This window comes from Candidatus Blastococcus massiliensis AP3 (assembly GCF_000582785.1).
Taxonomy (GTDB): Bacteria; Actinomycetota; Actinomycetes; order Mycobacteriales; family Geodermatophilaceae; genus Blastococcus; species Blastococcus massiliensis.
The window spans coordinates 312,106-336,522 of sequence record NZ_HG931175.1; the positions used below are offsets into that span (position 1 = coordinate 312,106).

The window sequence follows — 24,417 nt, forward strand, 5'->3', positions numbered from 1 at the left end:
ACGGCGGACGCGCCGCCCGGCGGGTGCTCCCCGGCGGCGCGGTCAGCGCGGGCGGCTGTGCCCGTCGCGCATGAGCAGCGCGACCGGGACGGCGGCCAGGACGCAGGCGGCGGTCAGCAGGTAGACGAGGACGAAGGGTCCCGGGGTCGTGGCGTCGCCGGCGACGGCGGTGAACAGGCCGATCCCGACCACCGAACCGATCTGCATCGCGGTCTGCTGGAGGGACGTCGCCAGCCCGAAGTCCCGCTCGTCGACGGCGTGGCCCATGGCCGAGAGCAGGCCCGGCTGCGCATGCCCGAACGCCCACCCCGACAGCGGCAGCGCGATCGCGATGGCGACCACGGAGGTGGCCGCCGCACCGATGGACATCGACCCCATCACGAGAGCCAGCCCGGCCGAGGCGACCACCACCATCCGGCGCTCGCCGAAACGCTGGCCCCAGCGCGAGGCCGTCGGGGCGGCAGCCACGATGAACGTCGCGCGCGGCACGCTCAGCAGCGAGGTCAGCCCCGCGGACAACCCCATGACCGACTGCATGAGCAGCGGCGTGAGCACGAAGTTGCCCATCCACCCGGCCCCGAGCAGGAAGCTCGCCACGGTCACCACCCGGGTGTTCCTCGACGACAGCACCCGGATCGGCAGCAGCGGCGACGCCGACCGCCTCTCGATGCGGACGAGGGCCCAGAGGGCGAACGGGGCGACGGCGAGGCAGGCCAGCGGCAGCGGCGCCCACCCCCAGACCCCGAGGCGGTTGATGCCGAAGGTCACCGACAGGGTGAGCACCGCCAGGGCCAGCGCCCCCGGCAGGTCCAGGGGCACGCGGACCCGGTCGCGCGGATCGGCCGGCAGGACGGGCAGGGCCGCCAGCAGCGCGGCGGCGCAGACGGCCGCCTGGACGGCGAAGATGATCCGCCAGCCGACGAGGTCCACGAGCGGGCCGCCGATGACCACCCCGATCACGGCGGCCCCGGCGAGGGTGGCCGAGGCCAGCGACGAGACCCTGACCCGCTGGGCCGGCGGATGGGCGCGGAAGAGCATGGCGAACGAGCTCGGCACCGTGGCGGCCGCACCCAGCTGGGACACGGTGCGGGCGGTGATCAGGCTGCCGGCGTTCCACGCCAGCGCCGTCGCCACGGCGAAGAGCCCGGCGACGACCATGCCCGTCAGGAACAGCCGGCGGTGCCCGCGGATGTCGCCCAGGCGCCCCAGCAGCGGCGTGCTGACCGCGGCGGCCAGCAGGGGCGCCGTGGTCACCCACAGCACCGTCGACGGCGCGGAGTCCAGGTCGAGCGCGATCGGCTGGACGGCGATGGTGAGGATGGTCGCCGGGAACGTCGTGGCGAACATGCCCGCCAGACAGGCGACCAGCACCCAGCGACGGCGCCGGGGGTCGAGGACCTCCGGCGGCTCCGCCGGTTCGTCGGGATCGGGACCGTCGCTCACCGGGGTCGGCGCCGGCGGGTCAGGACGCGTCGGCGACGAAACCGCGCCAGTTGCGCATGTACTCGACGAACACCGGCGAGAGCCCCTCGGCGGTGAGGTGGTCCGGGGTCACCGGCGTCGGGACCGGCACGAAGCCGCCGTCCCGCCGCACCTGATCGGGGAAGTCGTGGTGCAGGATCGCCGCCCGGCCGACCATCACGAAGTCGGCGCCCCGCTCGAGGGTCTCGGCCGCCTCCTGCCCGGTCCGCAATTTGCCGGCCACGCCGAGGCGGGTGGTGCCGCGGTCGAGGTCGGTGAACCAGTCCATCAGGGGCCGGTCCTGGTAGGCCTCCTCCTTCGGCTGCTTGGCCACGTCCCAGAGCGACATGTCCAGGTAGTCGACGTCGTCGGACAGCAGGACCTGGGCGGCGACGTCCCGGATCTCTCCGAGGCGCAGACCGAAGCGCTCGGGCGAGAGCCGGATGCCCACCTGGAAGTCGGCGCCGCAGCGCGCCCGCACCGCGGCGAGCACCTCGAACAGCAGGCGGGCGCGGTTCTCCAGGGAGCCGCCGTACTCGTCGGTGCGCTGGTTGACCTCGGGCGAGAGGAACTGGGCGAGCACGTAGCCGTGCGCGCCGTGGAGCTCGACGCCGTCGAACCCGGCGCGCTCGGCCCGGTGGGCCGCCGAGGCGAAGTCCTCGACCAGCTGCCCGACCTCGTCGAGGGTCATCGCGCGGGCACCGCTCTGCTCGTCGTCCGACGCCCCGACCGGCTGCCCGACCAGTTCGCGCGGCGACCGGTTGCCGGCGTGGTGCAGCTGCAGGGACGCGAGCGACCCGGCGTCCTTGACCGCGGCGGCCAGGCGGGTCAGCCCGGGGAGGTGGTCGTCGGAGAAGACGCCGAGCTGACCGGGGAAGCCCTGCCCGCCGGCCTGGACGTGCGCGGCACAGGTCATGGTCAGGCCGTGCCCGCCGCGAGCCCGCAGCGCCAGCCAGTGCAGTTCCTCGTCGGACAGCGTCCCGTCGGGGTGGCTCTGCGTGTTGGTGAGCGGGGCGAGCCACACCCGGTTCGGCGCGGCGGGGCCGTGGGCGAGCGTCAGGGGCGCGAAGAGGTCGGACACCGGCCGAATGTACGGCGGAGCCCCGGACGGCTTCCCGCCGGCTCGGCCGATCGGCCTCGGGATCGTCCCGCCCCACCCGAAAACCCCTACCGGCTGCTCCGGCACTTCCCTAGCCTTGCCCGCGCAGGCGGACCGCTGTCCATTCGAACCCTGGAGTTCCGGTGACTTCCCTCCCGTCCACGGACGGCCACTCCCCCGCGCCCGCGGCCCGCGCCCGGTCGCTCAGCAAGATCTACGGCGAGGGCGACACCCAGGTGGTGGCGCTCGACAAGGTCGACGTGGACTTCGACCGCGGGCGCTTCACGGCGATCATGGGGCCCTCGGGCTCGGGCAAGTCGACCCTGATGCACTGCATGGCCGGGCTCGACTCGGTGACCGAGGGGCAGGCGTACATCGGCGACGTCGAGCTCACCACGCTCGACGACAAGGCGCTCACCGTGCTCCGGCGCGACCGGGTCGGCTTCGTGTTCCAGGCGTACAACCTGCTGCCGACGCTGACCGCGCTGGAGAACATCACGCTGCCGATGGACATCGCGGGTCGCACACCCGACCGCGAGTGGCTGGATCACGTCATCGACACCGTCGGCCTGCGGCCCCGGCTCACGCACCGCCCCACCGAGTTGTCGGGCGGGCAGCAGCAGCGGGTGGCCTGCGCACGCGCGCTGGCCGGCCGCCCGGAGATCGTCTTCGCCGACGAGCCGACCGGGAACCTCGACTCCCGCAGCGGCGCCGATGTCCTGGACTTCCTCCGCCGCTCGGTGCGCGAGATGGGTCAGACGATCGTCATGGTGACGCACGACCCGTCCGCCGCCGGCTACGCGGACCGGGTCCTCTTCCTCGCCGACGGCCGGATCGTCGACGAGATGCACGAACCCACCGCCGACCGCGTGCTGGAGCGGATGAAGGCCTTCGATCGCGAGGGCGTCCCCCGCACCGGTCCGGACGCGGCCGTGGTGGGCGACGGTCCGCGGGCAGAGGCGCACTGACGTGTGGCGGACCACCTGGCGCAACCTGCTCGCGCACAAGCTGCGCCTGGCCATGTCCGGGCTGGCGATCGTCCTGGGCGTCGCCTTCGTCGTCGGGACGCTGATCTTCACCGACACCCTGAGCAAGACGTTCAACGACCTGTTCGAGAGCACCTCCGCCGACGTCAACGTCACCCGCGCCACAGCCTTCGATCAAGGCCTCGCCGGGACCGGGACCGGCGGCACGGCGACCTACGTGCCGGCCGAGCTGGTCGACCGGATCGCCGAGGTCGAGGGGGTCGCGGCCGTCGAGGGCAGCGTCCAGGCCGAGGGCGTCTACATCCTCGAGAAGGACGGCGAGGTGCTCGACACCGGCGGTGCCCCCGGGCTGGGCATCAGCTGGGACACCGAGGCGTCGCTCTCGCCCCTCACCCTCATCGACGGGCGCGCGGTCACCGGCCCCGGCGAGGTCATGATCGACACGAACGCCGCCGAGGAGACCGGCCACCAGGTCGGCGACACCATCATCCTGCTCACGCCCGGGCCCCGCATCGAGGCCGAGCTCGTCGGCACCTTCCGGTTCGGCGAGGAGGGCGGGCTGGCCGGCGCGACCCTCACCGCGTTCGACACGGCGACGGCCCAGGAGCTGCTCACGGCCCCCGGGCAGTTCACCGCCATCGGGGTGGACGCAGCCGACGGCGTCGACCCCGACGAGCTGACCGACCGGGTGGCCGCGGTCGTCGGCGACGACTACGACGTGAAGACCGCGACCGAGCAGGCGGAGACCCTCGCCTCGGACTTCTCCGAGGCCCTGCAGTTCTTCAACATCTTCCTGCTGGTCTTCGCCGGCATCGCGCTCTTCGTCGGCACGTTCATCATCCTCAACACGTTCTCGATGCTGGTCGCGCAGCGCACCAAGGAACTGGCGCTGCTCCGCGCGCTCGGCGCCAGCCGGGGGCAGGTGACCCGCTCGGTCCTGGGCGAGGCGCTGGCCGTGGGGCTCGTCGGGTCGACCGTGGGGCTCGCCGCGGGGTACGGGATCGCCGCCGGGCTGCGGGCGCTGTTCGGTTCCTTCGGCCTGACGCTGGACGGCGACCTCGTGTTCGCGCTGGACACCGTCCTCTGGGCCTACGTCGTGGGCGTCCTGGTCACCCTGGTGGCCGCCTACGTGCCGGCCCGGCGGGCCGCGCAGATGCCGCCGGTGGCGGCGATGCGCGACGACGTCGTCGCCCAGCAGCGCGGGCTGCGCCGGCGCACCGTCATCGGGGTCGTGCTGGCCCTCGGCGGACTGGTGTCGCTGGTGACCGGTTCGATGTCCGAGGACGGGAGCACCGCCGCCTCGCTCGTCGGGCTCGGTGCCCTCCTGCTGATCCTGGGCGCCACGGCGCTGAGCCCGGTGCTGGCCCGGCCGTTCCTGGGCGCGGTCGGCGCCGTGCTGCCGCGGGTCTGGGGCACGACGGGACGGCTGGCCCAGGAGAACGCGGTCCGCAATCCGCGCCGCACCGCCGCCACGGCCTCGGCGCTGATGATCGGCCTCGCGCTGGTGAGCGCCTTCAGCGTCATCGGCGCCTCGACGAACGCCAGCATCGAGAAGCTGATCGCGGGGTCGGTGCGCGCGGAGTTCGTCGTCTCGAGCGCCGTCGGACAGCCGTTCAGCCCCGACGTCGCGAGCCGGCTCGCCGAGGTCGACGACGTCGAAGGGGTCATGCCGCTGCGCTGGGGCCAGGCCCAGCTCGACGAGCAGACCACGTTCCTCACCGCGGTCGACCCCGGCGGTCTGGACCGCAGCATCGAGCTCACCTGGGTGGACGGCTCCGCCGAGGGGCTCGGGAACTCCGGGCTGCTCGTCGACGAGGCGACGGCGCAGGGCCGCGGCTGGGGCGTGGGCGACACCGTCGACGTGCTCACCCTCGACGGGCGCGAGCAGGAGCTGACGGTCTCCGGCATCTTCGAGTCCAACCAGGTGATCGGCTCCACCGTGGTCTCCCTCGACACGCTGTCCGGCGCCGGCGGCGTGCCCCTGGACCGCTTCCTGTTCGTGGGCCTCGCCGACGGGGCGGCGCCGGCCGACGTCCGGTCCGGGCTGGACGAGGTGCTCACGGCCTACCCGATCGTCGAGCTCAAGGACCGGACGGAGTTCCAGGACGAGCAGAAGGGGCAGGTCGACCAGCTGCTCCTGCTCATCAACGCCATGCTGGTGCTGTCGGTGATCATCGCCGCGCTGGGCATCGTGAACACCCTCGCCATGTCGGTGATCGAGCGGACCCGCGAGATCGGGCTGCTGCGCGCGGTCGGGCTCAGCCGCGCTCAGCTGCGCCGCATGGTGCGGCTGGAGGCCGTGGTCATCTCGATCTACGGCGCGGTGCTGGGGCTGGTGCTCGGCACCCTGTTCGGGGTCGCCCTCGCCCGGGCACTGGAGGAGCAGGGCATCACCGAGCTGGTCGTGCCGATCCCCCGGATGGCGGTGTTCCTGCTGGTCGCCGCGCTCATCGGCGTGCTGGCCGCGGTGGGTCCGGCCCGGCGGGCCGCCCGGTTGCAGGTCCTGGACGCCATCGCCCGGGCCTGAGGCCACGCCGCCGGGCGCCGGTGGCCTCCGGGCTGGCCGACCGGACGGGGACCGCCATAGGGCAGGCTCTCCGTGGCGGGTGAGGACGCTGCACGCGGACCACCGGCCGTGCAGCACGGCACGGGCGCCCGGATCGGCGTCCTCGAGCGACGGAGGTGCGCGGTGGCAGGCTCGGGATCGTCCGCAGGCGGACGGGTGGTGGTCGGGGTCGACGGCTCGGAGTCGTCGACCAGGGCCGCCGTGTACGCGGCGGGAGTCGCCCGGCGCCGGGGCCTGGGCCTCCTGGTCGTACACGTGACCCCCAGGAAGGGCATCGACGACGCGCTGCCGATGGCCGGCCCGGAGATCAGGGCCCGGTTCGCGGACAGCGCCACCGCGCTGGTGGAGTCCGCCGCCGACACGGTGCGGCAGACCACCGGCCTCACGGATGTCGGCGCCGAGGTGATCGACGACCACCCGGTGGACGGCCTGCTCGCCCTCTCGGCCGAGGCCGAGGTGATCGTCATCGGCCGCCGCGGCGTGGGTGGACTCCCCGGCATGATCCTGGGCTCCACCGCCGGGGCGGTGGTGCAGCAGTCGGAGTGTCCCGTGATCGCGCTGCCCGACGAGCCGGACGACGCCGAGCCGGGGCGGCAGCCGGTGGTCGTGGGCGTCGAGGGACGACCCGGTGACGACGAGGTGCTCGCCTTCGCCGTGGCCGAAGCCGCCGCACGGCGCACCGACCTCGTGGCCCTGCACGCGTGGCAGGAGGTGGCCATGGTGGCGGCACTCGGGGCTTACCAGCCGCTGGTGGACTGGACCGCCGTCGAGGAGCAGGAGCAGCACGTCCTGACCGACGCGGTCGCACGGTGGCGCACCGAGGCACCCGGGGTCGCGATCCGGGAGACCGTCGCTCGGGACCGCGCCACGGCCGCCCTGCTCGCCGCCTCGGACGCCGCCGAGCTGCTCGTCGTCGGCCACCGGCACCGTGGCCGGCTGGCGCGCCTGGGATCGACCATGAACGGCGTGCTCCACCGCGCGTCCTGCCCGGTCGCGGTGGTCCCACTCCGCGACTGACGTCTGCGGGTCAGCGCCCGTCGTAGGCGGCGGCGACCTTCTTCGGCACGCACATGCGCCAGGCGTCGACCAGCAGTTCCTCCAGCTCGTCGACGTCGATCGCGGCGAGCCGGACGCAGACCCACTGGAAGCGCAGCTCGGACTGCCGCGGCAGGAGGAACGTGGAGGGCGCCGAGGCCACCAGCGCCTCCCGCTCGTCCCGCGGATGGGCGAACCCCATGACGGTCTCGTCGCGGGAGAAGGCGGCGTACACCGTGCGGCCCACGCGGAGGCGCAGCTCGTCCCGCACGAAGGCCTCGTACGACCGCGGCAGCGTCGCTGCGATCGCCCGGGCCGCGCCGACCGTCACCCCGGCCGGGTCGCCGTTCACGGCCGGCCGAGCGCCAGGATCGCGTCGGCGACCGCACCGGCCGCCGCGACCGGTATCGCGGTGGCGGCCTCGTCCAGGACGAGCAGCCGCGCCCCGGGGATCTCACGAGCGAGCGCCTCCCCGTTCCCGACGGGGAAGAACGGGTCCCGGCGGCCGTGGACGACGAGCGTGGGGACGCCGATCGCGCCCAGCCGCTCGCGCCACCGCGGGGCGCAGTCGAGCCGGGCGAAGACCGTGCCCAGCTGGTTGGCCAGGTGGACGGCGGGCGAGGACTCGGCGGTGCGGTTCCAGATGCGCGCGGCGACGTCGCGCGCTTCGGCCGGGTCGTCCCCGAGGACCGCCGCGCCTGCCGCGGCGAACTGCGCCACCGCCTCGCGGTCGGTCCAGTCGGGCATCGGCTGCGAGAACAGCCGGCTCATCACGGCCGGGTCGTGGTCGGGGAGGTCGGGGTCGACCGCGCCGGGCGCCACCGCGCGGGTGCCGGCCAGCACGAGGCCCGAGAACCTGCCCGGATGATCCAGGGCGGCGACCTGGGCGACCATCCCGCCGACCCCGATCCCCGCCAGCAGTGCGGGGCCACCGCCGAGGCTCGCGGCGAGGGCCGCCGCGTCGGCAGCGAGGTCACGCAGGGTGTAGGCGGGGGCCTCCGGGTCCGCGGTCGTCGACGCCCCGCTGTCCCGCAGGTCGTAGCGGACGACGCGTCGCCCGCCGGCTGCGAGGCGCTCGCAGAGGGCGTCCGGCCAGGAGAGCATCGTCGGCCCGCCGGCGAGGAGGACGAGCGGCGCGTCGTCCTCACCGAAGAACTGGACGCCCAGCGTCACCCCGTTGGTGGAGACGGTTCCCACGGCGTTCCTCCTCATCGGCCCGGTCGGCCTCCCAGGATCAGACGGCGGCCGGCCGGAGAACTCATCGCCCGGGTCCACGGCCCAAAGGCTCTGTCCGGTGCCGACGACCGGGTGGACGATCGGAGGCGGCAGCACGGCCCTGCACCTCCCGGAGGAGGCGGACACCATGTCGGCTCCGACCCCGCGCCGGCCCGCGGAGATGTCGCTCGCCGAGAAGCTCGCCTGCGAGCGCGAGGCCCGGCACGACGTCCTCGCCCGCGGGCGCTCCGGCGACCTCGCCCCGGTCCAGCACTACTGCGCGCACCTCCGCTGCGAGGACGCCCGGCATCCGCCGGCCGGACACCGGACGCCCTCGCACACGCGGCTCCGCCCGGTCGAGCACGACAGGACGGTGTCCCCGGCGCTCCGGCACTGGCTCCGCTGGGGCGAGGAGGGGGCGGCCGGGGAGCGGGCCGGCCCCGGCTGACCCGCCGTCCTCGGCGCCCGGTGCATCAGCCAGGTGCGGGGTCCGGCGCCGGGCAGGTCGACCACGTCGGTGACCGCGAAGCCGAGCCGGCGGTAGAACCGCACGTTGCCCTCGGCGCTCGTCTCGAGGTGCACCGGCAACGCCTGCTGGTCGGCCCTGGCCAGCCCGGGTTCGAGGGTGGCCGTCCCCCAGCCGTGACCGTGCAGGGACGGCAGGACACCGAGGCTGCCCAGCGTCAGGTGCGGCTGTCTCGGGCGGTGCCCGGCCCTACACGCAGCCAGACGTCCTCGGGCACGCCGGTGCCCGGCATCCAGACCGAGCCGACGTCGACCCGGCCGAAGGGCAGCGCGACCTCCTCGAGGAACAGCCGGCGCAGGGCGAGCAGGCGCTGCTCGTGGTCGGCCGCGTCGACCGTCCAACGGGTCCAGGCGTAGTCCGCGAACGCCTCCGCCAGCACCGCGGCGGCGGCCGGGACGTCCTCGGGCCCCGCGAGGCGGACCTCCGGTGTCACGCGGACGCGGCAGCCTGCACCGCCACTCCGCGGCGGATCACGTCGTCGGCCGCGTCGGGTGCCAGGCCCGACTCGACGAGCAGCGCGTGCGTGTGCTGCCCCAGCGCGGGGACGTCGCCCATGGCGGCCTCGACGTCCGCGAAGGTGGCCGGCGGCAGCAGCGCCTGCACCGGCGCGTGCTCGGTGCCGATCGTCCGCCAGCGCTGCCGGGCCCGCAGCTGCGGGTGCTCGACGACCTGGGCGACGTCCTTGATCTGGGCCGCCGGGATCCCCGCGGCCGCGAGCAGGGCGTCCAGCTCGGCGGTCGCCCACCGGGCGGTCCGGACCGCCACCTCGGTGTCGCACTCGGTCCGGTTGCGCACCCGTTGCACGTTCGTGGCGAACCGGGGGTCGTCGGCGAGCTCCGGTGCGCCGAGGACCTCGGTGACCAGGGTCCGCCAGCCGCGATCGTTCTGGACGCCGATGAGCACCTGGCCGTCGTGGGTGGGATACGCGTCGTACGGCGCGATCGCGGCGTGGCTCAGCCCCATCCGCGGCGGCTGGCTGCCGGTGTGCATCTGCGTGTACATCGCGTGCCCGAGCCACTCGACGGTCGACTCGAGCATCGTCACCTCGATCTGCGCACCCTCCCCCGTGCGGGCCCGGCGCAGGAGGGCGGCCAGCACGGACTGGGCGCAGTACACGCCGGAGGCGATGTCCGCGGTCGGGATGCCGGTCTTCACCGGGGTCTCGGGGGTGCCGGTGATCGAGATGAGGCCGGTCTCGGCCTGGATCAGCATGTCGTAGGCCTTGCGCTGCTCCAGCGGGCCACCGGCACCGAAGCCGGACATGTCCACCACGACCAGCTCCGGGTGGTCCCGCCGCAGCTCCTCGGCGCCCAGCCCGAGCCGCGCCGCGGCGCCGGGCGCGAGGTTCTGCACGAACACGTCGGCGGCGTCGACGAGGCGCCGGACGACCGCGCGGCCCTCCTCGGTCTTGAGATCGACCGCGATCGACTCCTTGCCGCGGTTGAGCCACACGAAGTGGGCACCGGTGCCGTGGACGACGTGGTCGTACTCGCGGGCGAAGTCGCCGCCGTCGGTCTTCTCCACCTTGATGACCCGGGCGCCGAGGTCGGCGAACTGCCGGGTGGCGAAGGGTGCGGCCACCGCCTGCTCCAGGGCGACGACCGTGACGCCGTCGAGCGGCAGAGTCATCGGACAGGCCCTCCGGCCGCCGGGAGCCCGGTTCCGCTGGTGCGCGTGCTCAGGTGCATGGGGGCAACGTAGCGAGGCGGCCGGACGTCATCGGTCCAGGTGCGCGGTGTCGTCCAGGCGCAGGACGCTGCGGTTGGCGAAGAAGTCGTCCTGCTCCAGCACGGTGATGCCCCCGCTGGAGGCGCGCAGGCTGACGAAGCCGGTGGACTCCAGCGGCATGCCGATCCACGCCGCGACGACGAACGTGAGCGCGAAGCCGTGGGTGACGACGACCTGGTGCGCGCAGGGGCTCGCCAGGATGCCGTCGACGGAGTCGTAGATCCGGGCGGCGAACCGCGCCCTGGTCTCGGCCCCGTCGATGCCCTCGGAGTGGTCCATCCGGTCGCCGTCGGGGGGCGGGGGCACGAACCTCGCGTCCAGCCACGACTGGGCCCGCCCCTCCGCCTCGCCGTAGGACTTCTCGCGCAGCCCCGCCGTCAGCCGCGGCGGCACGCCGAGCCGATCGGCGACGGCCTCCGCCGTCTGCACCGCGCGGGCCAGGTCGGAGGACCACAGCTCCACCTCGGCGTCGGCGGGGACCAGCGCACGCACCCGGTCGGCGATCGCACCGGCCTGGTGGCGTCCGCGCTCGGTGAGGTCGGAGTCGAACCATCCGCCGACGAGCGAGGAGACGTGGTGCGTCGCCTCGGGATGGGTGACGACGACGATCCGGCGCACGGTGTGCCTCCTGCCAGGTCACGGGAACGTCCCGGTCGGCCCGCCGGACGGTAGCGGAGCCGGCCGGTCCCCGGCGAGACCCGCACCTGCCACGTGCCGTCCGTCGGCAAGGACCGGCCCGCCCACGTGACCGGCCGACGACGTGGCGGCCGCCGCTCCGGCCGGACAGGCTGAGCCGGACGACACCACAGAAGGAGGAGGCACTCGATGGGTGACAAGTCCCCCGGACGCTCCACGAAGAAGGTCGGGAAGTCCATCAAGGAGAAGCGCGCCGAACGCAGGGCCCGGGCCGAGGGTCCCGGCTCGGTCGAGCGGCTCACGTCGCGGAAGCGGGGCTGACCTTCTCGGCTTGACGCTGCCGGGCCCCGGCAAGCATGGTCGGGGCCCTGCGGACGGTCGACCGGCCGGCCCGCCCGAGGAGGGCACGTGCCACCGAGCCGGCGACCAGGCCGATCCCCCGATCCCGGCTCCGACGGCTGGCTGGACGCCGTCGGAGCCGCGGCGGCGAAGGCGGCGAACGCGCCGCTGGACCTGCTCAGCGACTACCTCCCGCTCCTGGCCGATGCGGCGGTGGACGGCCGCCGGCCCGAGTCCTGGGAGCTCGACGCGGTGCGCGACCTCGGCCGGCGCGCCGCCGCGCAGGGGGTCGGCGCCCGCCGGGCCGTGGACTTCTACCTGTCGGCGGCGTGGCGGCTGTGGCGAGCGCTGCCCGTGGACGAGCGGTCCAGCGATCCGGAGAAGGTGCGCCGCTCCGCGGAGGCCGTGCTCCGCTGCCTCGACGACGCCGTCGGAGCCCTCGTGGCCGGCCACCAGGCCGAGCGCCAGGACCTGGTCCGGCACGAGGAGGCACTGCGCCGGGAGTTCGTCGACGACCTCCTCCGTGGCGACGCCGACGTCGCGCAGATGGTGCAGCGCGCCGAGCCGTTCGGGATCGACCTCGGCAAGCCCCACCGGGTGGCGCTGGCCGCGCTCCGGGACGGCCAGGACGGCATCGGCCGGTCGGCGATCCTGCTGGAACGGGCCATGGTCGACCGGTTCGGCGACCGGGACGTGCTGGTCACCACCAAGGACGGACGCGTGGTCGTCGTCGTCCCCAGCCGGCCTGCCCAGCCGGCGCCGGCCGGGCCGGAGCTCGGCGACCTCCTCCTGCACGAGCTGCGCCGGCTGCAGCCGTCGCGCGGATGGCGGGTGGCGGCCGGCCGGTCCTTCCCGGGGGCGTACGGCGTGGCCCGCTCCTACGAGGAGGCCCGGGAGGCCCTGACGTTCGCCGAGCGGCTCGAACCCGACGCCGACGTGGTCGGTTCCCGAGAGCTGCTCGTCCACCGCGTCCTCGGGCGCGACCAGACGGCGATCACCGACCTCGTGCGCGACGTGCTGGGGCCGCTCGCGGCCGTGCGCGGCGGGCCGGATCCGCTGCTGGAGACGCTGTACGAGTACTTCGCCGCCGGCGACGTCGCCACCGAGGCCGCCCGCCGGCTGCACGTCTCGGTCCGCACGGTCACGTACCGGCTGGCCAGGATCCGGCAGCTGACCGGGTACGCCGTCGCGCAGCCGCAGGACCGGTTCGCGCTGCACGCCGCCGTCCTGGGCGCGCGCCTGCTGGACTGGCCCTCGCGTCCGCTCCCTGCCGAGGCCTGAGTCCGCCCGGCTGGTCGTCCCGTTTCCGGGGGACGGCAACCGGACCGGGTGCCGCCTCGCGCACACGCGAGGTCCCGTCAGCCGGGATGCGAGCGGCTCGTGTCGACGCCTTGCCGGGACCCGGCAACGCATCGGGTGCCGGGATGGCCGGTGACGCCCCTGGAGACCTCCGCTCCCCCGGGCCAGGCTGAGAGCACGTCCCCCCGAGCCGAAGGAGATCCGACGTGTCCCTCACCCTCTCGTCCCCCTCGATCCCGCTGTCCACCCAGGACACCGCGGCCGAGGCGCCGCTCTCCTCGGTCGACCCCGCGCCGGCGCGCGCTTCCGCCAGCCCTGCGCCCCCGCGGTCCCAGACCCCGGTCGTCGACGTCGTCGAGCACTGGGGCCTGGCGTCCTTCCCGGCCAGCGACCCGCCGTCCAACTGGTGACCCCTCCCCCGACGAAGGAGTTCCCGTGCCCACCTCGGTAGCGACCCCGCGCCCCGCCGTCCGGACCACCCCGGCTCCCACCCCTGCCGCCCGGTGCGGCGCGTGTCCCCACCCGGTGGCCGACCACGACGCCATCGGCCTGCGCTACTGCCGGGCCACCGTGACCTCGGCCCTCGACCGCGGCTGCGTCTGCGGCGTCGGCTGACGTCGGAACAGCGCCGGTCCGGGGCGCGCTGCACCCACCGTGACCGATCCCGGACCGCGGCTGTCCCTGCTGGACCGGGCCAGGACGCGCACCGGCGAGCCCGACGACGCGGCGCTCCGCGGAACCGTGGCCCGGGCGGTCTCGGCCGAACGCCTCGGCTTCGGGCGGTTCTGGGTGGCCGAGCACCACGGGGTCCCGGGGATCGCCGGCGCCGCGCCCGCGGTGCTGCTGGCCGCGATCGCCGGTGCGACGTCCACCGTCCGGCTGGGCACGGCCGGCGTCATGCTGCCCCACCACCAGCCCCTCGTGGTCGCCGAGCAGTTCGCCACGCTGACCGCCTTCGCGCCCGGGCGGACCGACCTCGGCCTGGGCCGCTCCCCCGGCTTCACCCCGCCGGTGCGCCGGGCGTTGCGGGAGACCGAGCGGAACTTCGCCGCCGACCTGGCCGAACTGCGCGCCTTCCTGACCGGGACGGCGGAGATCACCGTGCACCCGCGACCGGCCGGCGACGTACCGATGCACGTGCTGGCCACCGGGCAGGGCCTCCAGGTGGCCGCGGAGCTGGGGCTCCCGGTGATCGTCGGCGGCCCGATCCTCGGCGTCGCCGAGGATCCGGAGCCCGGCCTGGCGGCGCTGGCCGGCTACCGGCGCGATTTCCGGCCGTCGGCGCAGCAGCCCGAGCCGCGGGTGTCGATCAGCCTCGACGTGCTGGTCGCCGACACCGCCGCCGAGGCCGCGGACCTGCTGCTGCCCGAGGCCTGGGCCATGGCCCGGGCCCGCTCCGAGGGCGCCTTCCCGCCGCTGGAGCCCGTTGCCGCGGGACGGGCCGCTTCTCGCACCCCCCGGCAGCAGCAGCACCTCGAGCAGACCGCCGCGGCGGCTGTCGCCGGCACCGCCACACAGGTGGAGAGCCGGCTGACCGAGCTGCTCGACCGCACCGGCGCGGCCGAGCTGGTCGCCGGCAGCAGCACCTTCGACCGGGACGCCCTCGCCGCCTCCGACGCCGCACTGGCCGACCTGTTCGGCTAGCCCCTCTGGTCGGAGAGGCCGCCGAGGCGGGCAGCGAGCTCGACCACCAGGGCCGCCGGCACCCCGACCGCCGCGGCGATCAGCACCGCCCTCGTCGAGAGTTCGAGCAGGAACACCCCCTCGGCCAACGGTGGGACGGCGAGCACGAGCACCGCAGCGCCGGCGAGACCCGCGACCAGGCCGACCTTCCGTGCCGACAACGGCCGGGCGAGGACGACGACGGTCCACAGGCCCACCACCAGGACGATCATCGTCGCCGTCGTCCGGGCCGCTTCCACCCCCAGGCCGCCGGCGAGCTCCCGGGTCAGCACGTAGCCGGTGTACGCGGCGGCGCCCGTCACCAGCCCGGTGGGCAACGAGAAACGCAGCACCCGCCGCAGGAAGCCCGGCACGTACCGCCGGCGGTTGGGCAGCAGCGCGAGGAAGAACCCGGGGACGCCGATGGTGAGGGTGGAGATCAGCGTCAGGTGCACCGGAGCGAGCGGGTAGGCCGCCAGGGTGACGACGGTGATCAGCGCCATCACCAGCGCGTAGACGTTCTTGACCAGGAACAGGCTCGCGGCCCGCTCGATGTTGGCGATCACCCGCCGCCCCTCGGCCACCGCGTCGGGCAGGTGGGCGAAACGGCCGTCGAGGAGCACGAGCTGCGCGACGGCGCGGGTGGCCGGTGAGCCGTTGCCCATGGCGACGCCGATGTCGGCGTCCTTGAGGGCGAGCGCGTCGTTGACCCCGTCACCGGTCATGGCGACGACGTGCCCGCGCCGCTGCAACGCCCGCACCATCGCCCGCTTCTGGTGGGGGGTGACGCGGCCGAACACCCGCACCCGCTCCAGCACGTCCGCGAGCTCGTCGGGGTCGTCGGGCAGGGTCCGCGCGTCCACCGCGTCGGCGGCGCCCGTGACACCGGGCACGCCGACGGCGGCCGCCACGGCGCCCACCGTGCGCGGGTTGTCGCCGGAGATCACCGTCAAGGCGACGCCCTCCTCGGTGAAGTAGCCGAGCACCTCCGCGGCGTCCTCCCGCAGGTGCTCGGCCATCACCACCAGGGCCGCGGGCACGAGCCCGTCCGGTAGCTCGGCGTCGTCGCCGGCGACGACCGGCGGCGCGGTGGCCCGGGCCAGCAGCAGGACGCGACTGCCCTGCGCCGCGAGCTCGTCCGCGCGGGCGCGCGCCGCGGCGGGCGCACCGGGGCCGGGAGCCGGCAGCACCATCTCCGGGGCGCCCAGCACCCAGCTGACCCCGTGCCCGGTGTGCACCGCCGACCACTTGCGGGCCGACGAGAACGGCACCACCTGCGCCGCCGTCCCCCCGGCCGGGAAGGTGGCGGCCAGCGCCGCGGCCGTCGCGTTCGCGGTGTCGGCGGCCACCAGGGTGCCGAGCCCGGCGCGCAGCTCCGCCTCGTCCGGCCCGTCCAGCGGCTCGAGCCGGTCGAACCGGACGTCGCCGTGCGTGAGGGTGCCGGTCTTGTCCAGGCAGACGACGTCCACCCGCGCCAGCCCCTCCACCGCGGGCAGCTCCTGCACCAGCACCTGCCGACGGGCCAGGGAGACCGTGGCCACCATGAACGCGAGGGTGGTGAGCAGCACCAGCCCCTCGGGGACCATCCCCACGAGGGCGGCCACGGTGCCGGTGACCGCCTCTCGCCAGCCGAGGTTGTCGTCGCTGCGGAACTGGCTCCACAGCACGGCCGGCGCCACCACCACGAGGACGACAGCGATCCAGCGGAGCAGCCGGTTCGTGTCGGCCACCAGCTCGGAGAAGGTGGTCGTGAAGCGGCGCGCCTCGGTGGCCAGCCGGGCGGCGTACGCGTCGTCCCCGACCGCCGTGGCCTGCACCCGGGCCCGCCCGGCCACCACGATCGCGCCCGACCAGACCCCGTCGCCCGGCTCCTTGGCCACCGGCTCGGCCTCGCCCGTGAGCAGCGACTCGTCGACGGCCAGGCCCGTGGCGGAGCGGACGACGCCGTCGGTGGGCACCTGGTCGCCCGCCCGGATCTCCAGCAGGTCGTCGAGGACGACGTCGGCGACGGGCAGCTCGGCGGGAGCGCCGTCCCGGACGACGCGGGCGGTGGGCGCGTTGAGGACGGCCAGCCGGTCCAGCGTCCGCTTCGCCCGCAGCTCCTGCACGATGCCGATCCCGGCGTTGGCGACGACCACGCCGCCGAAGAGCGCGTTCTGCCAGCGGCCGGTCATCATCGCCACGACCCAGAGGGCGGCCAGCAGACCGTTGAAGAAGGTGAACGCGTTCGCGCGCACGATCTCGCCGGTCGTCCGGCTCGTGCGCACCGTCGAGGCGTTCGTGCGCCCCGCGGCCACCCGCTCGGCGACCTCGGCCGACGTCAGCCCGGAGGGCGGCGTCGACGGCCCGGCCGTGTCCCCTGGCAGCGGGACGACGGGCATCCGGGCGCTGCGCTCCACGGCGACCTCCCGTGTCGGGTTCCTGACGGACGCAGCATCGCACCGCGCGGGACACGGGCGTGCACGCCGGACCTGCCGGGCACGCCGGCTCCGGTGGCCTCCGGCCCTTCCCCGGCGGTCCGGCACTCTGCATGCTGCCCGCATGGGGACGTCGCCGGAGGTGCTGGTCGCGTACGCCACCGCTGCGGGCTCGACCGCCGGGATCGCCGAACGGATCGCCGCGGTCCTGACCGGGGCCGGCAGCCGCACCGTCTGCGCCCCGGCGGGACCGGAGCTGGATCCGGCCCCGTTCGACGCGCTCGTGATCGGCAGTGCGGTGCACGAGATGGCGTGGCTGCCCGACGCCCTGGAACTCCTGCGCCGGGCCGCGGGCACCGGGCGGCCGGTGTGGTGCTTCAGCGTCGGCGGCCTCGCCCACCCGGACGGGCGGCGGACGCGCTGGATGGCCCGCGGCGAGCTCGACCGGATCGAGCGCGGCTTCCCGCCAGGGCTCACGCCACGGGACCACTCCCTCTTCGCCGGGGTGGTCGACGTGCGCCGGTCGCCGCTGTGGGGGCGGGTGTTCTACCGGCTCACCGGTAGCTCCTCGGGCGACCACCGCGACTGGCCGGCGATCGAGGCGTGGGCCGGGAAGGTGGCGGCCTCGCTGCAGGCCGGGACGCCCGACCCGGACCTGCCCGCATGACTCCGTCGTCGGACCTCGGCGGTCGCCCCGCCGTACGGGCTGGCCGACGTGCCGCAGGCCCTGCTCTACTCGGTGCTGGCCCGGCGGCTGCCCGCCGGGCGGGGAGGAGCACGCTGACATGGCCCGCCGACGGTGGCAGGACCTGACCCCGCGACAGCAGACCGCCGTCCTCACGCTGGGCTCGGTGCAGCTCTCCCTCGCGGCCACGGCGTGGACCGACCTGGCCCGCCGACCCGCCTCGGCCGTCGCCGGTCCCAAGGCGGTCTGGGCACTCGTCATCGCGGTCAACGGCGTGGGACCGCTCGCCTACTTCCGGTGGGGCCGCCGGCCCCCCGCGGAGGTGGACCCTGCGCGCCCCCGGCCCCCGCCCCGTTCGCCCGCAGGCTCGCGCGGTCGGGACTCCCCCTGGGTCCGGACCCGACCCCGGTGACCGACGCCGATCTGGCGGAGCTCCCGCCGGCGGCCGCCCGGTACCTGCGCGCCATGGGCGTGGTCGGCCGGCCGCGGACGTGGTCGATGCGGGCGCACCTGACCGGCCGGTTCCGGCTGGGCGTCGACAGCCCCTGGCTGCCGATGGACGCGTGGCAGTACAACTCCGCCGTCGAGGTGGCCCGGCTGTTCCGGATGCGGCTGCTCGTCGGCCGGGTGCTGCCGATGTGGGGCTGGGACACGTACGTGTCCGGCACCGGCCGCATGCGCGGCAAGGCCCTCGGGCTGGTGCCGGTCGCCGACGGCTCCGGGCCGGAGTTCGACACCGGCGAGCTGACCACCTGGCTGGACGACGCGGTGCTCATGGCGCCCGGCATGCTGCTGCACCCCCGCGTGACCTGGGCGGCGGCCGGCGACGACGGTTTCCGGGTGGCCGTCACCGACGCCGACCGGACGATCACCGCCGAGGTGCTCCTCGACGACCGCGGCCTCCCGCGCGACGTCCGCAGCCGCGACCGGTGGGCCGCCCTGCCCGGCGGTCCGGTCCGGGCGCTGTGGAGCACACCGGTCGACGGCTGGACCGTCGTCGACGGGCGGCCGCGGATGACCGGCGGCGCCGCCGTATGGCACCTCGACGACGGGACCTACCGCTACGCGGAGCTGCGGCTGGTCGACCTCGTGCTCGACGTGCCGCCCTGACGGAGCGGGCTCAGGCCTGCGGAACCTCGGCCGCCTGCTCGGCGCGGCGCCGGTGGTGCTCGCGCACCATGGCGCGCGTGGCGTAGGACGAGTACCTCGGCACCCACCGGGCCAGGCCCGCGGCACCGAGGAGGCCCACCCCGCCCATCACCGCGATGCCGACCCCCAGGGTCGCGACCGTCGCGATCGCCGTCGGGACCACCGGGCCCAGCGAGGTGCCCACGTCGTTGATCAACCGGAAGATCGCCAGGAAGGAGCGCCGGTCGACCTCGGGCGAGACGTCCGCGCCCAGCGTCATCACGATCCCCGAGCCGATCCCGTTGCCGAACGCCATCACCATCGCGACGGCCGTGAGGGTCACGGCGCTGCCGGTGAGCGGCAGCGCCATGGTGCCGAGCCCGAGGACGACCATGCACGGGACGGCGATCCACAGCCGTCCCAGCCGGTCCATGACGTGGCCGGACGGATAGAACAGCGCCATGTCGACGGCGTTGGCGATCCCGAAGATCAGGCTGGTGGTCGCCGCGTCCAGCCCGATGTGCTCGGCCCACAGCGGGATCACCGCCATCCGCGCCGCGCGGATGGCACCGATCGAGGCGACGGCGACGCCGAGGGTGAGGAACAGCCGCCGGTGCCGGCGGAACATCTCGCGGACCCCGACCGGGCCGTGCGCCCCCCCGAGCGGATGGCTCCCCGGCACCTTCTCGACCGGCGCGAGGAACAGGATCAGCGCCGCCACCAGGGAGGCCACGACGGCGACGGCGAACGCCGACCGGGTGCCCCAGACCGAGATGACCGCGGCCCCGACGAACGGCCCGATGAACAGGCCGATGCGGAAGACCCCGCCGAGGGTCGACATGGCGCGTGCCCGGTGGTGCACGGCCACGACGTCGGCGACGTAGGACTGTCGGGCGAGGTGCATCGTCGCGCCGCAGGCCCCCAGCACGAGCAGCGCGACCGCCAGCGCGGCGACCGAGTCGGTGATCAGCACCGACAGCATCGCCGCGGCCGAGGCGAGCATCGCTACGAGCATCGCGCCCTTCTCGCCCACCCGGTTGGCCAGCCAGGCGGCGGGGACGTCACCCAGGATGGTGCCGATGCCGATGGCGGCGAGCATGAGACCGGCGACCGTCGTGGACGCGCCCGCGTCGAGGGCCACGAGAGCGATGACCGGCATGACGGCGCCGTGGCCGACCTCGTAGACGAGCATCGGCAGCATCACCGACGGCCCGATCTGGCCGACGACCGTGCGCAAGGTCGAACTCATCTGCCGTGGTCCCTCGTCCCCGCTCGGTGGCTGCACCGTCAAGCATCGGACACCGGTGGCTGCGGTTCACCGGGAGGGCACGGCCGCTCGGTCGCGGGGCAGCACGGACCCCCCGCTACCTTGCCGCCATGGCCTCGACGGCGCTGCTCGTCCTCGACCTCGTCGGCACCTTCGCCTTCGCGCTCAACGGCGCCCTCACCGCCCTGCGCGCCACCCGCCTCGACATCGTCGGCGTGATCACCCTCGGCATGATCACCGCGCTCGGCGGCGGCACCATCCGGGACGTCTTCCTCGACGCCCTGCCGCCGGCCACCTTCGTCGACTGGCGCTACCTGGCGGTGGCGGCCGCCGGCGGGCTGATCGCCTTCCTCACCGGCTCCTACCTGGAGCGGATCAACGGCACGATCAACCTCCTCGATGCTGCCGGGCTGAGCCTGTTCGCCGTCACGGGCGCGCTGAAGGCGGTGGATCTCGGCTTCGGTCCCGCCCAGGCCGTTCTCGTCGGCGCGATCACCGGCGTCGGCGGCGGCACGCTGCGCGACGTGCTGATCCGTCGCGTGCCGTCGGTGCTCAGCAGCGGGCTCTACGCCGTCCCGGCGCTGTTCGGCGCGACCGTCGTGGTCGTCGCGGACCTCCTCGACGCCCGCGGCCCGGTCGCCGCGGTCGGCGCCGCCGGGGTGTGCTTCGCCATCCGCATGCTCGGCGTGCACTTCGACGTGAACGCGCCGTTCCCCCCGGGCAGCCGGAACCGCCAGGAGGAGTGACCGAGCGCCGGTCGGGCCGGTGATCATCGTCACCGGCGCGCCGCGACGCGCTGTGTGTTCGCGCACGATCCCGCCCGTCACCGCCCGGAGCGGCGCAGACTCGGGAGGTTGCGACCGTGCGAGTTTTCGGAGTTTTCCCCGTGAGATTGACCCGTTCCTCCGTCATCCTGGCCGTGGTGGGCGTGCTGCTGATCGTCGCCGCCGCGGTCGTCCGCTTCGTCGTCGTCCCGTCGGTCGCCAAGCTGCCCACGGACCTCGACGTCACCCTCGAGTTCGAGGGCACCTACAACGGCATCAACCCGGGCGTGCTCACGGGTTCGGCCACCGAGGTGCTGTCGCAGGACGTCCCGATCCAGGCCACCCGTCAGGTCCTGGCCGAGGACGTGGACGGCGACACCGAGATCGTCCTGCGCCAGGACGAGCGGACCATCGGCGAGCGGAAGCCGCAGGTGACCGAGGTCCGCTTCGCCGTCGACCGCGGTACCGCCGAGGCCGGCCCCGCACCGGACGGCGCGGAGAACGTGACGTCCGCCGAGGGCCTGGTCTTCACCCTGCCGGTCGACCCGTCGACCGAGGAGGGCGCGTACACGTACTGGGACCAGTCCACGATGCAGGCGACTCCGCTGACCTTCGAGGGTGAGGACACCCTCGGCGGCCGGGACGTCTACCGCTACCAGTCGGTGGCGGAGGGCGAGTTGGCCGACCCGAACGCCATGGGCCTCCCGACCTTCCTGCCCAAGGCCCAGCTGGCCGCGCTCGTGCCCGGCCTCGAGGGCCTGGTCGCCCCTGAGCTCCTGGCCGCGCTGCCGGCGGTGCTGCCGACGCTGCCCACCTCGATCCCGATCGAGTGGACGTCGAAGACCACCACCCTGGTGGACGCCGACCAGGAACTCGGCGCCACCATCGCCGGCGGGAGCACCCAGGAGATCACCGGTTCCCTGGACCTCGGCGTCACCGAGGTCGACGTGCCGTTCGCGACCATCGAGGTCTACTCCACCGACGACTCGATCGAGGACCGCGGCGACGAGGTCGGCTCGCAGTCCAGCCTGCTGAGCCTCGTCGGGACGATCCTGCCGATCGTCGCGCTGGTGCTCGGGGTCCTGCTGATCGTGGCGGCCCTCCTCCTGGCCCGCCGTGCGGCCACCCGGACCGCGCAGCCGGTGGAGACGAGTACCTCCGCCTCCGTCTGACGACGAGGATCGACGAGAGCGGCCCCGGGTGCTGGTGCACCCGGGGCCGCTCTCGTTCTCCGCTGCTCCGGCCGGTCAGCCCACCGGGGCCGGCGCGGGCAGGTCGACCATGTCGGCGAGCCGCGCGCGGTGGGCGCCCGGGGTGCCGAACGCGATCTGGTCGGCCTTGGCGCGCTTGAGGTAGAGGTGCGCCGGGTGCTCCCACGTCATGCCGATGCCGCCGTGCAGCTGCACGGCCTCCTCGGCCGCCTTGACCGCCACGTCGGAGCAGAACGACTGGGCCACCGCGGTGGCGACGGCGCTGTCGGGATCGCCCTCGGCCGCGGTCGCCGCGGCGTAGCGCGCCGCCGCGGCGGCGGACTCGACCGCCGCGTAGAGGTCGGCCAGCCGGTGCTTGATGGCCTGGTAGCCGCCGACCACGCGACCGAACTGACGGCGGTCCTTGAGGTAGGCGATCGTGGTGGTCAGGCACCACTGCGCGACCCCGAGCTGCTCGGAGGCGAGCAGGGCGGCGCCCATGTCCAGGCCGCCGCGGATGGCCTCGCCGCCCGCGTCCGCGCCGAGCAGCTCCTGACCGGAGATGCCGTCGAGGGTCACGTCGGCGAGCTGCCTGGTCATGTCCAGCGAGACGACCGGCTCGATCCGCGCGTCCGCGGCCGGGACGGCGTGGACCGCCGTCCCCCCGCCGGACGTCACCGGCACGAGGAGGACGTCGGCCTCGAGGGCCCCGGCCACGCTCCGCGCACTGCCGCTGATCCGCCCGTCGCCGTCCACGGTGAGACCCGGGACCTCGTCGCCCGGGCCCACCGACAGCGGGAGGACCAGCGCCGCGGTCCGCTCCCCCGCGGCCAGTCCGGCCAGCAGCTCGTCGGCCGGCCCACCCGGTCCGGCGGCGAGCAGCACCGTGGTGGCGACGACGCTGCTGGTGAGGAAGGGCACCGGCGCGGCGGCCCGGCCCAGCTCCTCGAGCACCACGGCCGCCTCGCGGGCCGACGCTCCGGCGCCGCCGCGCTCCTCGGGGACCAGCAGCCCGGCCAGGCCGAGGTCGCCGGCCAGCGCCCGCCACAGCGGATCCACCACCGAGCGGTCGCCGTCGTAGACGCCCACCACCGTGCTGGCCTCGCTGCGGGCGGCGAGCAGGTCGCGGACGCTGCTGCGCAGGTCGTCCTCGACGTCGGTGTAGAGCAGGTTGAGGTCGCTCATCGGGGCAGGTCCTTCCACGGGATGCCGGTGTCCACGCGCGGCTCGGAGGGCAGGCCGAGCACCCGCTCGGAGATGACGTTGCGCAGGATCTCCGAGGTGCCGCCCTCGATCGAGTTGCCCTTCGCGCGCAGGTAGCGGTAGCCGGCGTCGCGGCCGGTGAAGTCGACGTGCTCGGGACGGCGCAGCGTCCAGTCGGAGAAGCGCAGCCCGTCCTCGCCGAGCAGCTCGAGCTCCATGCCGCTGGCCTCCTGCGCGATGCGCGCGAAGGTCAGCTTCATCGCCGAGCCCTCGGGGCCGGGCTCGCCCACGGCCAGCTTCTGCCGCAGCCGCTGGCCGGTCACCCGGGCCACCTCGGCGTCGACCCACAGGCGCATGAGCTTGTCGTGCTGGCCGGCGCCGCGGCGCTCGGGGTGCTCCCGCCACGACTTCGCGAGGACGCCGACCATGCCGCTCTCCCGGCCGCCCCCACCGCCGCCGATCGCGACGCGCTCGTTGTTCAGCGTCGCGGTGGCGACCTTCCAGCCCTGCCCCTCGTCGCCGAGCCGCTGGCTGTCGGGGATGTGGACGTCGGTGAGGAACACCTCGTTGAACTCGGCCTCGCCGGTGATCTGGCGCAGCGGCCGGACCTCCACGCCCGGGACGGTCATGTCGCAGAGGAAGTAGGTGAGCCCGGCGTGCTTGGCCAGGTCGGGGTTGCTGCGCGCGACCAGGATCGCCATGTGCGCCTTGTGCGCGCCCGACGTCCACACCTTCTGGCCGTTGACCACCCAGTCCCCGCCCTCGCGGACGGCTCGGGTGCTGACGGCGGCGAGGTCGGAGCCGGCCCCCGGCTCACTGAAGAGCTGGCACCACAGCTGCTCGCCGGTCCACAGCGGGCGGAGGAACTTCTTCTTCTGCTCCTCGGTGCCGAAGGTCAGGATCGTCGGCGCGGCCATGCCCAGGCCGATGCCGTTGGCGCGCGGATTGTTGTCCGGGGCGCCGGCCGCGGTGAACTGCGCCTCCACCTGCCCCTGGAAACCGCGGGGCAGGCCCAGCCCGCCGTGTCCCTCCGGGAAGTTGACCCAGGCCAGCCCGGCGTCGTACCGGGCCCGCAGGAACTCCATCCGCTCGGTGGTGGCGGGGTCGTGCTCGGCGAGGAAGTCCGTGACGCGCCGGCGCAGGTCCTCCCCCACCGTTCGTGGGTCGGTCGTGGTCATGGCGAACTCCCGTCGGGTCGGAGGTGGGTCTCT

General features: G+C 74.8%; 25 protein-coding genes and 1 pseudogene. 14 read left to right on the plus strand and 12 right to left on the minus strand.

Annotated features, from left to right (window positions below; genetic code table 11):
- Positions 1–42: 42 nt before the first annotated feature.
- Complete coding sequence (locus BN344_RS15675; protein ID WP_051516011.1) at positions 43–1,443, minus strand: MFS transporter; 1,401 nt, start codon at positions 1,441–1,443, stop codon at positions 43–45.
- A 19-nt stretch (positions 1,444–1,462) separates the two neighbouring features.
- On the minus strand, positions 1,463–2,542 hold the full coding sequence (locus BN344_RS15680; RefSeq protein ID WP_040339504.1) for an NADH:flavin oxidoreductase: 1,080 nt from the start codon (positions 2,540–2,542) through the stop codon (positions 1,463–1,465).
- Between the two features lie 161 nt (positions 2,543–2,703).
- On the opposite strand from BN344_RS15680, the gene BN344_RS15685 reads away from it, so the two are divergent.
- From BN344_RS15685 to BN344_RS15695, 3 genes are all read left to right on the plus strand, one after another.
- A complete protein-coding gene (locus BN344_RS15685; protein WP_051516012.1) occupies positions 2,704–3,528 on the plus strand; it encodes an ABC transporter ATP-binding protein in 825 nt (274 codons plus the stop codon).
- A 1-nt stretch (position 3,529) separates the two neighbouring features.
- Complete coding sequence (locus tag BN344_RS15690) at positions 3,530–6,073, plus strand: ABC transporter permease (RefSeq protein WP_040339505.1); 2,544 nt, start codon at positions 3,530–3,532, stop codon at positions 6,071–6,073.
- A gap of 198 nt (positions 6,074–6,271) precedes the next feature.
- The gene (locus BN344_RS15695; RefSeq protein WP_269319927.1) at positions 6,272–7,129 is read left to right on the plus strand and encodes a universal stress protein; all 858 of its coding nucleotides are present in this window, start codon (positions 6,272–6,274) and stop codon (positions 7,127–7,129) included.
- A 10-nt stretch (positions 7,130–7,139) separates the two neighbouring features.
- Here BN344_RS15695 and BN344_RS15700 read toward each other — a convergent pair whose 3' ends face one another.
- Both BN344_RS15700 and BN344_RS15705 read right to left on the minus strand, forming a co-directional pair.
- Entirely contained in the window at positions 7,140–7,499 is a 360-nt protein-coding gene (locus tag BN344_RS15700; protein WP_081788687.1) for an MmcQ/YjbR family DNA-binding protein, read from the minus strand.
- Entirely contained in the window at positions 7,496–8,344 is an 849-nt protein-coding gene (locus BN344_RS15705) for an alpha/beta fold hydrolase (RefSeq protein ID WP_040339507.1), read from the minus strand. The genes BN344_RS15700 and BN344_RS15705 overlap by 4 nt, the downstream gene beginning before the upstream one ends.
- A gap of 166 nt (positions 8,345–8,510) precedes the next feature.
- Here BN344_RS15705 and BN344_RS20820 point away from each other — a divergent pair, with 166 nt between their 5' ends.
- The gene (locus BN344_RS20820) at positions 8,511–8,810 is read left to right on the plus strand and encodes a hypothetical protein (protein ID WP_231486919.1); all 300 of its coding nucleotides are present in this window, start codon (positions 8,511–8,513) and stop codon (positions 8,808–8,810) included.
- A gap of 137 nt (positions 8,811–8,947) precedes the next feature.
- On the opposite strand, the pseudogene BN344_RS21235 reads toward BN344_RS20820, so the two are convergent.
- The 4 genes and pseudogenes from BN344_RS21235 to BN344_RS15720 form a co-directional block, all read right to left on the minus strand.
- Positions 8,948–9,124, minus strand: a pseudogene (locus BN344_RS21235) (hypothetical protein); the annotation flags it as partial.
- Positions 9,046–9,321: a hypothetical protein gene (locus BN344_RS20825; protein WP_051516014.1), complete on the minus strand. Its 276-nt coding sequence runs from the start codon at positions 9,319–9,321 to the stop codon at positions 9,046–9,048. The pseudogene BN344_RS21235 and the gene BN344_RS20825, both read right to left, overlap by 79 nt.
- On the minus strand, positions 9,318–10,517 hold the full coding sequence (locus BN344_RS15715) for a CaiB/BaiF CoA transferase family protein (RefSeq protein ID WP_040339508.1): 1,200 nt from the start codon (positions 10,515–10,517) through the stop codon (positions 9,318–9,320). The genes BN344_RS20825 and BN344_RS15715 overlap by 4 nt, the downstream gene beginning before the upstream one ends.
- A gap of 87 nt (positions 10,518–10,604) precedes the next feature.
- Complete coding sequence (locus tag BN344_RS15720; RefSeq protein ID WP_040339509.1) at positions 10,605–11,234, minus strand: histidine phosphatase family protein; 630 nt, start codon at positions 11,232–11,234, stop codon at positions 10,605–10,607.
- A 207-nt stretch (positions 11,235–11,441) separates the two neighbouring features.
- Between BN344_RS15720 and BN344_RS21080 the strand changes: the two genes are divergently transcribed.
- From BN344_RS21080 to BN344_RS15735, 5 genes are all read left to right on the plus strand, one after another.
- Positions 11,442–11,573 carry a hypothetical protein gene (locus tag BN344_RS21080; protein ID WP_269319918.1) on the plus strand — a complete coding sequence of 44 codons (132 nt, stop codon included), beginning with the start codon at positions 11,442–11,444 and terminating at the stop codon, positions 11,571–11,573.
- A gap of 87 nt (positions 11,574–11,660) precedes the next feature.
- Complete coding sequence (locus tag BN344_RS15725; RefSeq protein WP_051516015.1) at positions 11,661–12,872, plus strand: PucR family transcriptional regulator; 1,212 nt, start codon at positions 11,661–11,663, stop codon at positions 12,870–12,872.
- Positions 12,873–13,096: 224 nt separating this feature from the next.
- The gene (locus BN344_RS15730) at positions 13,097–13,300 is read left to right on the plus strand and encodes a hypothetical protein (protein ID WP_040339510.1); all 204 of its coding nucleotides are present in this window, start codon (positions 13,097–13,099) and stop codon (positions 13,298–13,300) included.
- Between the two features lie 25 nt (positions 13,301–13,325).
- Positions 13,326–13,505, plus strand: coding sequence for an RGCVC family protein (locus BN344_RS19705; protein WP_081788688.1), 180 nt, complete (start codon positions 13,326–13,328; stop codon positions 13,503–13,505).
- Positions 13,506–13,544: 39 nt separating this feature from the next.
- A complete protein-coding gene (locus tag BN344_RS15735; RefSeq protein ID WP_040339511.1) occupies positions 13,545–14,534 on the plus strand; it encodes an MsnO8 family LLM class oxidoreductase in 990 nt (329 codons plus the stop codon).
- Here BN344_RS15735 and BN344_RS15740 read toward each other — a convergent pair.
- Positions 14,531–16,951 (minus strand): cation-translocating P-type ATPase, encoded by a 2,421-nt coding sequence (locus BN344_RS15740; protein WP_197022352.1) that lies wholly within the window; start codon positions 16,949–16,951, stop codon positions 14,531–14,533. The two genes, BN344_RS15735 and BN344_RS15740, sit on opposite strands and share 4 nt — an antisense overlap.
- A gap of 142 nt (positions 16,952–17,093) precedes the next feature.
- Here BN344_RS15740 and BN344_RS19710 point away from each other — a divergent pair, with 142 nt between their 5' ends.
- The 3 genes from BN344_RS19710 (at position 17,094) to BN344_RS15755 (ending at position 18,764) form a co-directional block, all read left to right on the plus strand.
- On the plus strand, positions 17,094–17,636 hold the full coding sequence (locus tag BN344_RS19710; protein WP_040340001.1) for a flavodoxin domain-containing protein: 543 nt from the start codon (positions 17,094–17,096) through the stop codon (positions 17,634–17,636).
- Between the two features lie 118 nt (positions 17,637–17,754).
- A complete protein-coding gene (locus BN344_RS15750; RefSeq protein WP_081788690.1) occupies positions 17,755–18,066 on the plus strand; it encodes a PLD nuclease N-terminal domain-containing protein in 312 nt (103 codons plus the stop codon).
- Entirely contained in the window at positions 18,063–18,764 is a 702-nt protein-coding gene (locus tag BN344_RS15755) for a DUF6544 family protein (RefSeq protein WP_040339512.1), read from the plus strand. The genes BN344_RS15750 and BN344_RS15755 overlap by 4 nt, the downstream gene beginning before the upstream one ends.
- Before the next feature lie 10 nt (positions 18,765–18,774).
- Here BN344_RS15755 and BN344_RS15760 read toward each other — a convergent pair whose 3' ends face one another.
- Entirely contained in the window at positions 18,775–20,031 is a 1,257-nt protein-coding gene (locus BN344_RS15760; protein ID WP_040339513.1) for an MFS transporter, read from the minus strand.
- A gap of 128 nt (positions 20,032–20,159) precedes the next feature.
- Here BN344_RS15760 and BN344_RS15765 point away from each other — a divergent pair, with 128 nt between their 5' ends.
- Positions 20,160–20,795 carry a trimeric intracellular cation channel family protein gene (locus BN344_RS15765; RefSeq protein ID WP_040339514.1) on the plus strand — a complete coding sequence of 212 codons (636 nt, stop codon included), beginning with the start codon at positions 20,160–20,162 and terminating at the stop codon, positions 20,793–20,795.
- 140 nt (positions 20,796–20,935) lie between these two features.
- Positions 20,936–21,985 carry a porin PorA family protein gene (locus BN344_RS15770; protein WP_166518259.1) on the plus strand — a complete coding sequence of 350 codons (1,050 nt, stop codon included), beginning with the start codon at positions 20,936–20,938 and terminating at the stop codon, positions 21,983–21,985.
- 75 nt (positions 21,986–22,060) lie between these two features.
- On the opposite strand, the gene BN344_RS15775 is transcribed toward BN344_RS15770, so the two are convergent.
- Both BN344_RS15775 and BN344_RS15780 read right to left on the minus strand, forming a co-directional pair.
- The gene (locus BN344_RS15775; protein WP_040339516.1) at positions 22,061–23,188 is read right to left on the minus strand and encodes an acyl-CoA dehydrogenase family protein; all 1,128 of its coding nucleotides are present in this window, start codon (positions 23,186–23,188) and stop codon (positions 22,061–22,063) included.
- Complete coding sequence (locus BN344_RS15780; protein ID WP_040339517.1) at positions 23,185–24,384, minus strand: acyl-CoA dehydrogenase family protein; 1,200 nt, start codon at positions 24,382–24,384, stop codon at positions 23,185–23,187. The genes BN344_RS15775 and BN344_RS15780 overlap by 4 nt, the downstream gene beginning before the upstream one ends.
- Positions 24,385–24,417: the final 33 nt, after the last annotated feature.

Bases quoted from the DNA above. Each gene is read 5' to 3' on its own strand.
- BN344_RS19710 (WP_040340001.1), top strand. From the start codon at position 17,094: ATGGGGACGTCGCCGGAGGTGCTGGTCGCGTACGCCACCGCTGCGGGC.
- BN344_RS15775 (WP_040339516.1), bottom strand. From the start codon at position 23,188: ATGAGCGACCTCAACCTGCTCTACACCGACGTCGAGGACGACCTGCGC.
- BN344_RS15715 (WP_040339508.1), bottom strand. From the start codon at position 10,517: ATGACTCTGCCGCTCGACGGCGTCACGGTCGTCGCCCTGGAGCAGGCG.
- BN344_RS15750 (WP_081788690.1), top strand. From the start codon at position 17,755: ATGGCCCGCCGACGGTGGCAGGACCTGACCCCGCGACAGCAGACCGCC.
- BN344_RS15760 (WP_040339513.1), bottom strand. From the start codon at position 20,031: ATGAGTTCGACCTTGCGCACGGTCGTCGGCCAGATCGGGCCGTCGGTG.
- BN344_RS15780 (WP_040339517.1), bottom strand. From the start codon at position 24,384: ATGACCACGACCGACCCACGAACGGTGGGGGAGGACCTGCGCCGGCGC.
- BN344_RS15765 (WP_040339514.1), top strand. From the start codon at position 20,160: ATGGCCTCGACGGCGCTGCTCGTCCTCGACCTCGTCGGCACCTTCGCC.
- BN344_RS21080 (WP_269319918.1), top strand. From the start codon at position 11,442: ATGGGTGACAAGTCCCCCGGACGCTCCACGAAGAAGGTCGGGAAGTCC.
- BN344_RS20820 (WP_231486919.1), top strand. From the start codon at position 8,511: ATGTCGGCTCCGACCCCGCGCCGGCCCGCGGAGATGTCGCTCGCCGAG.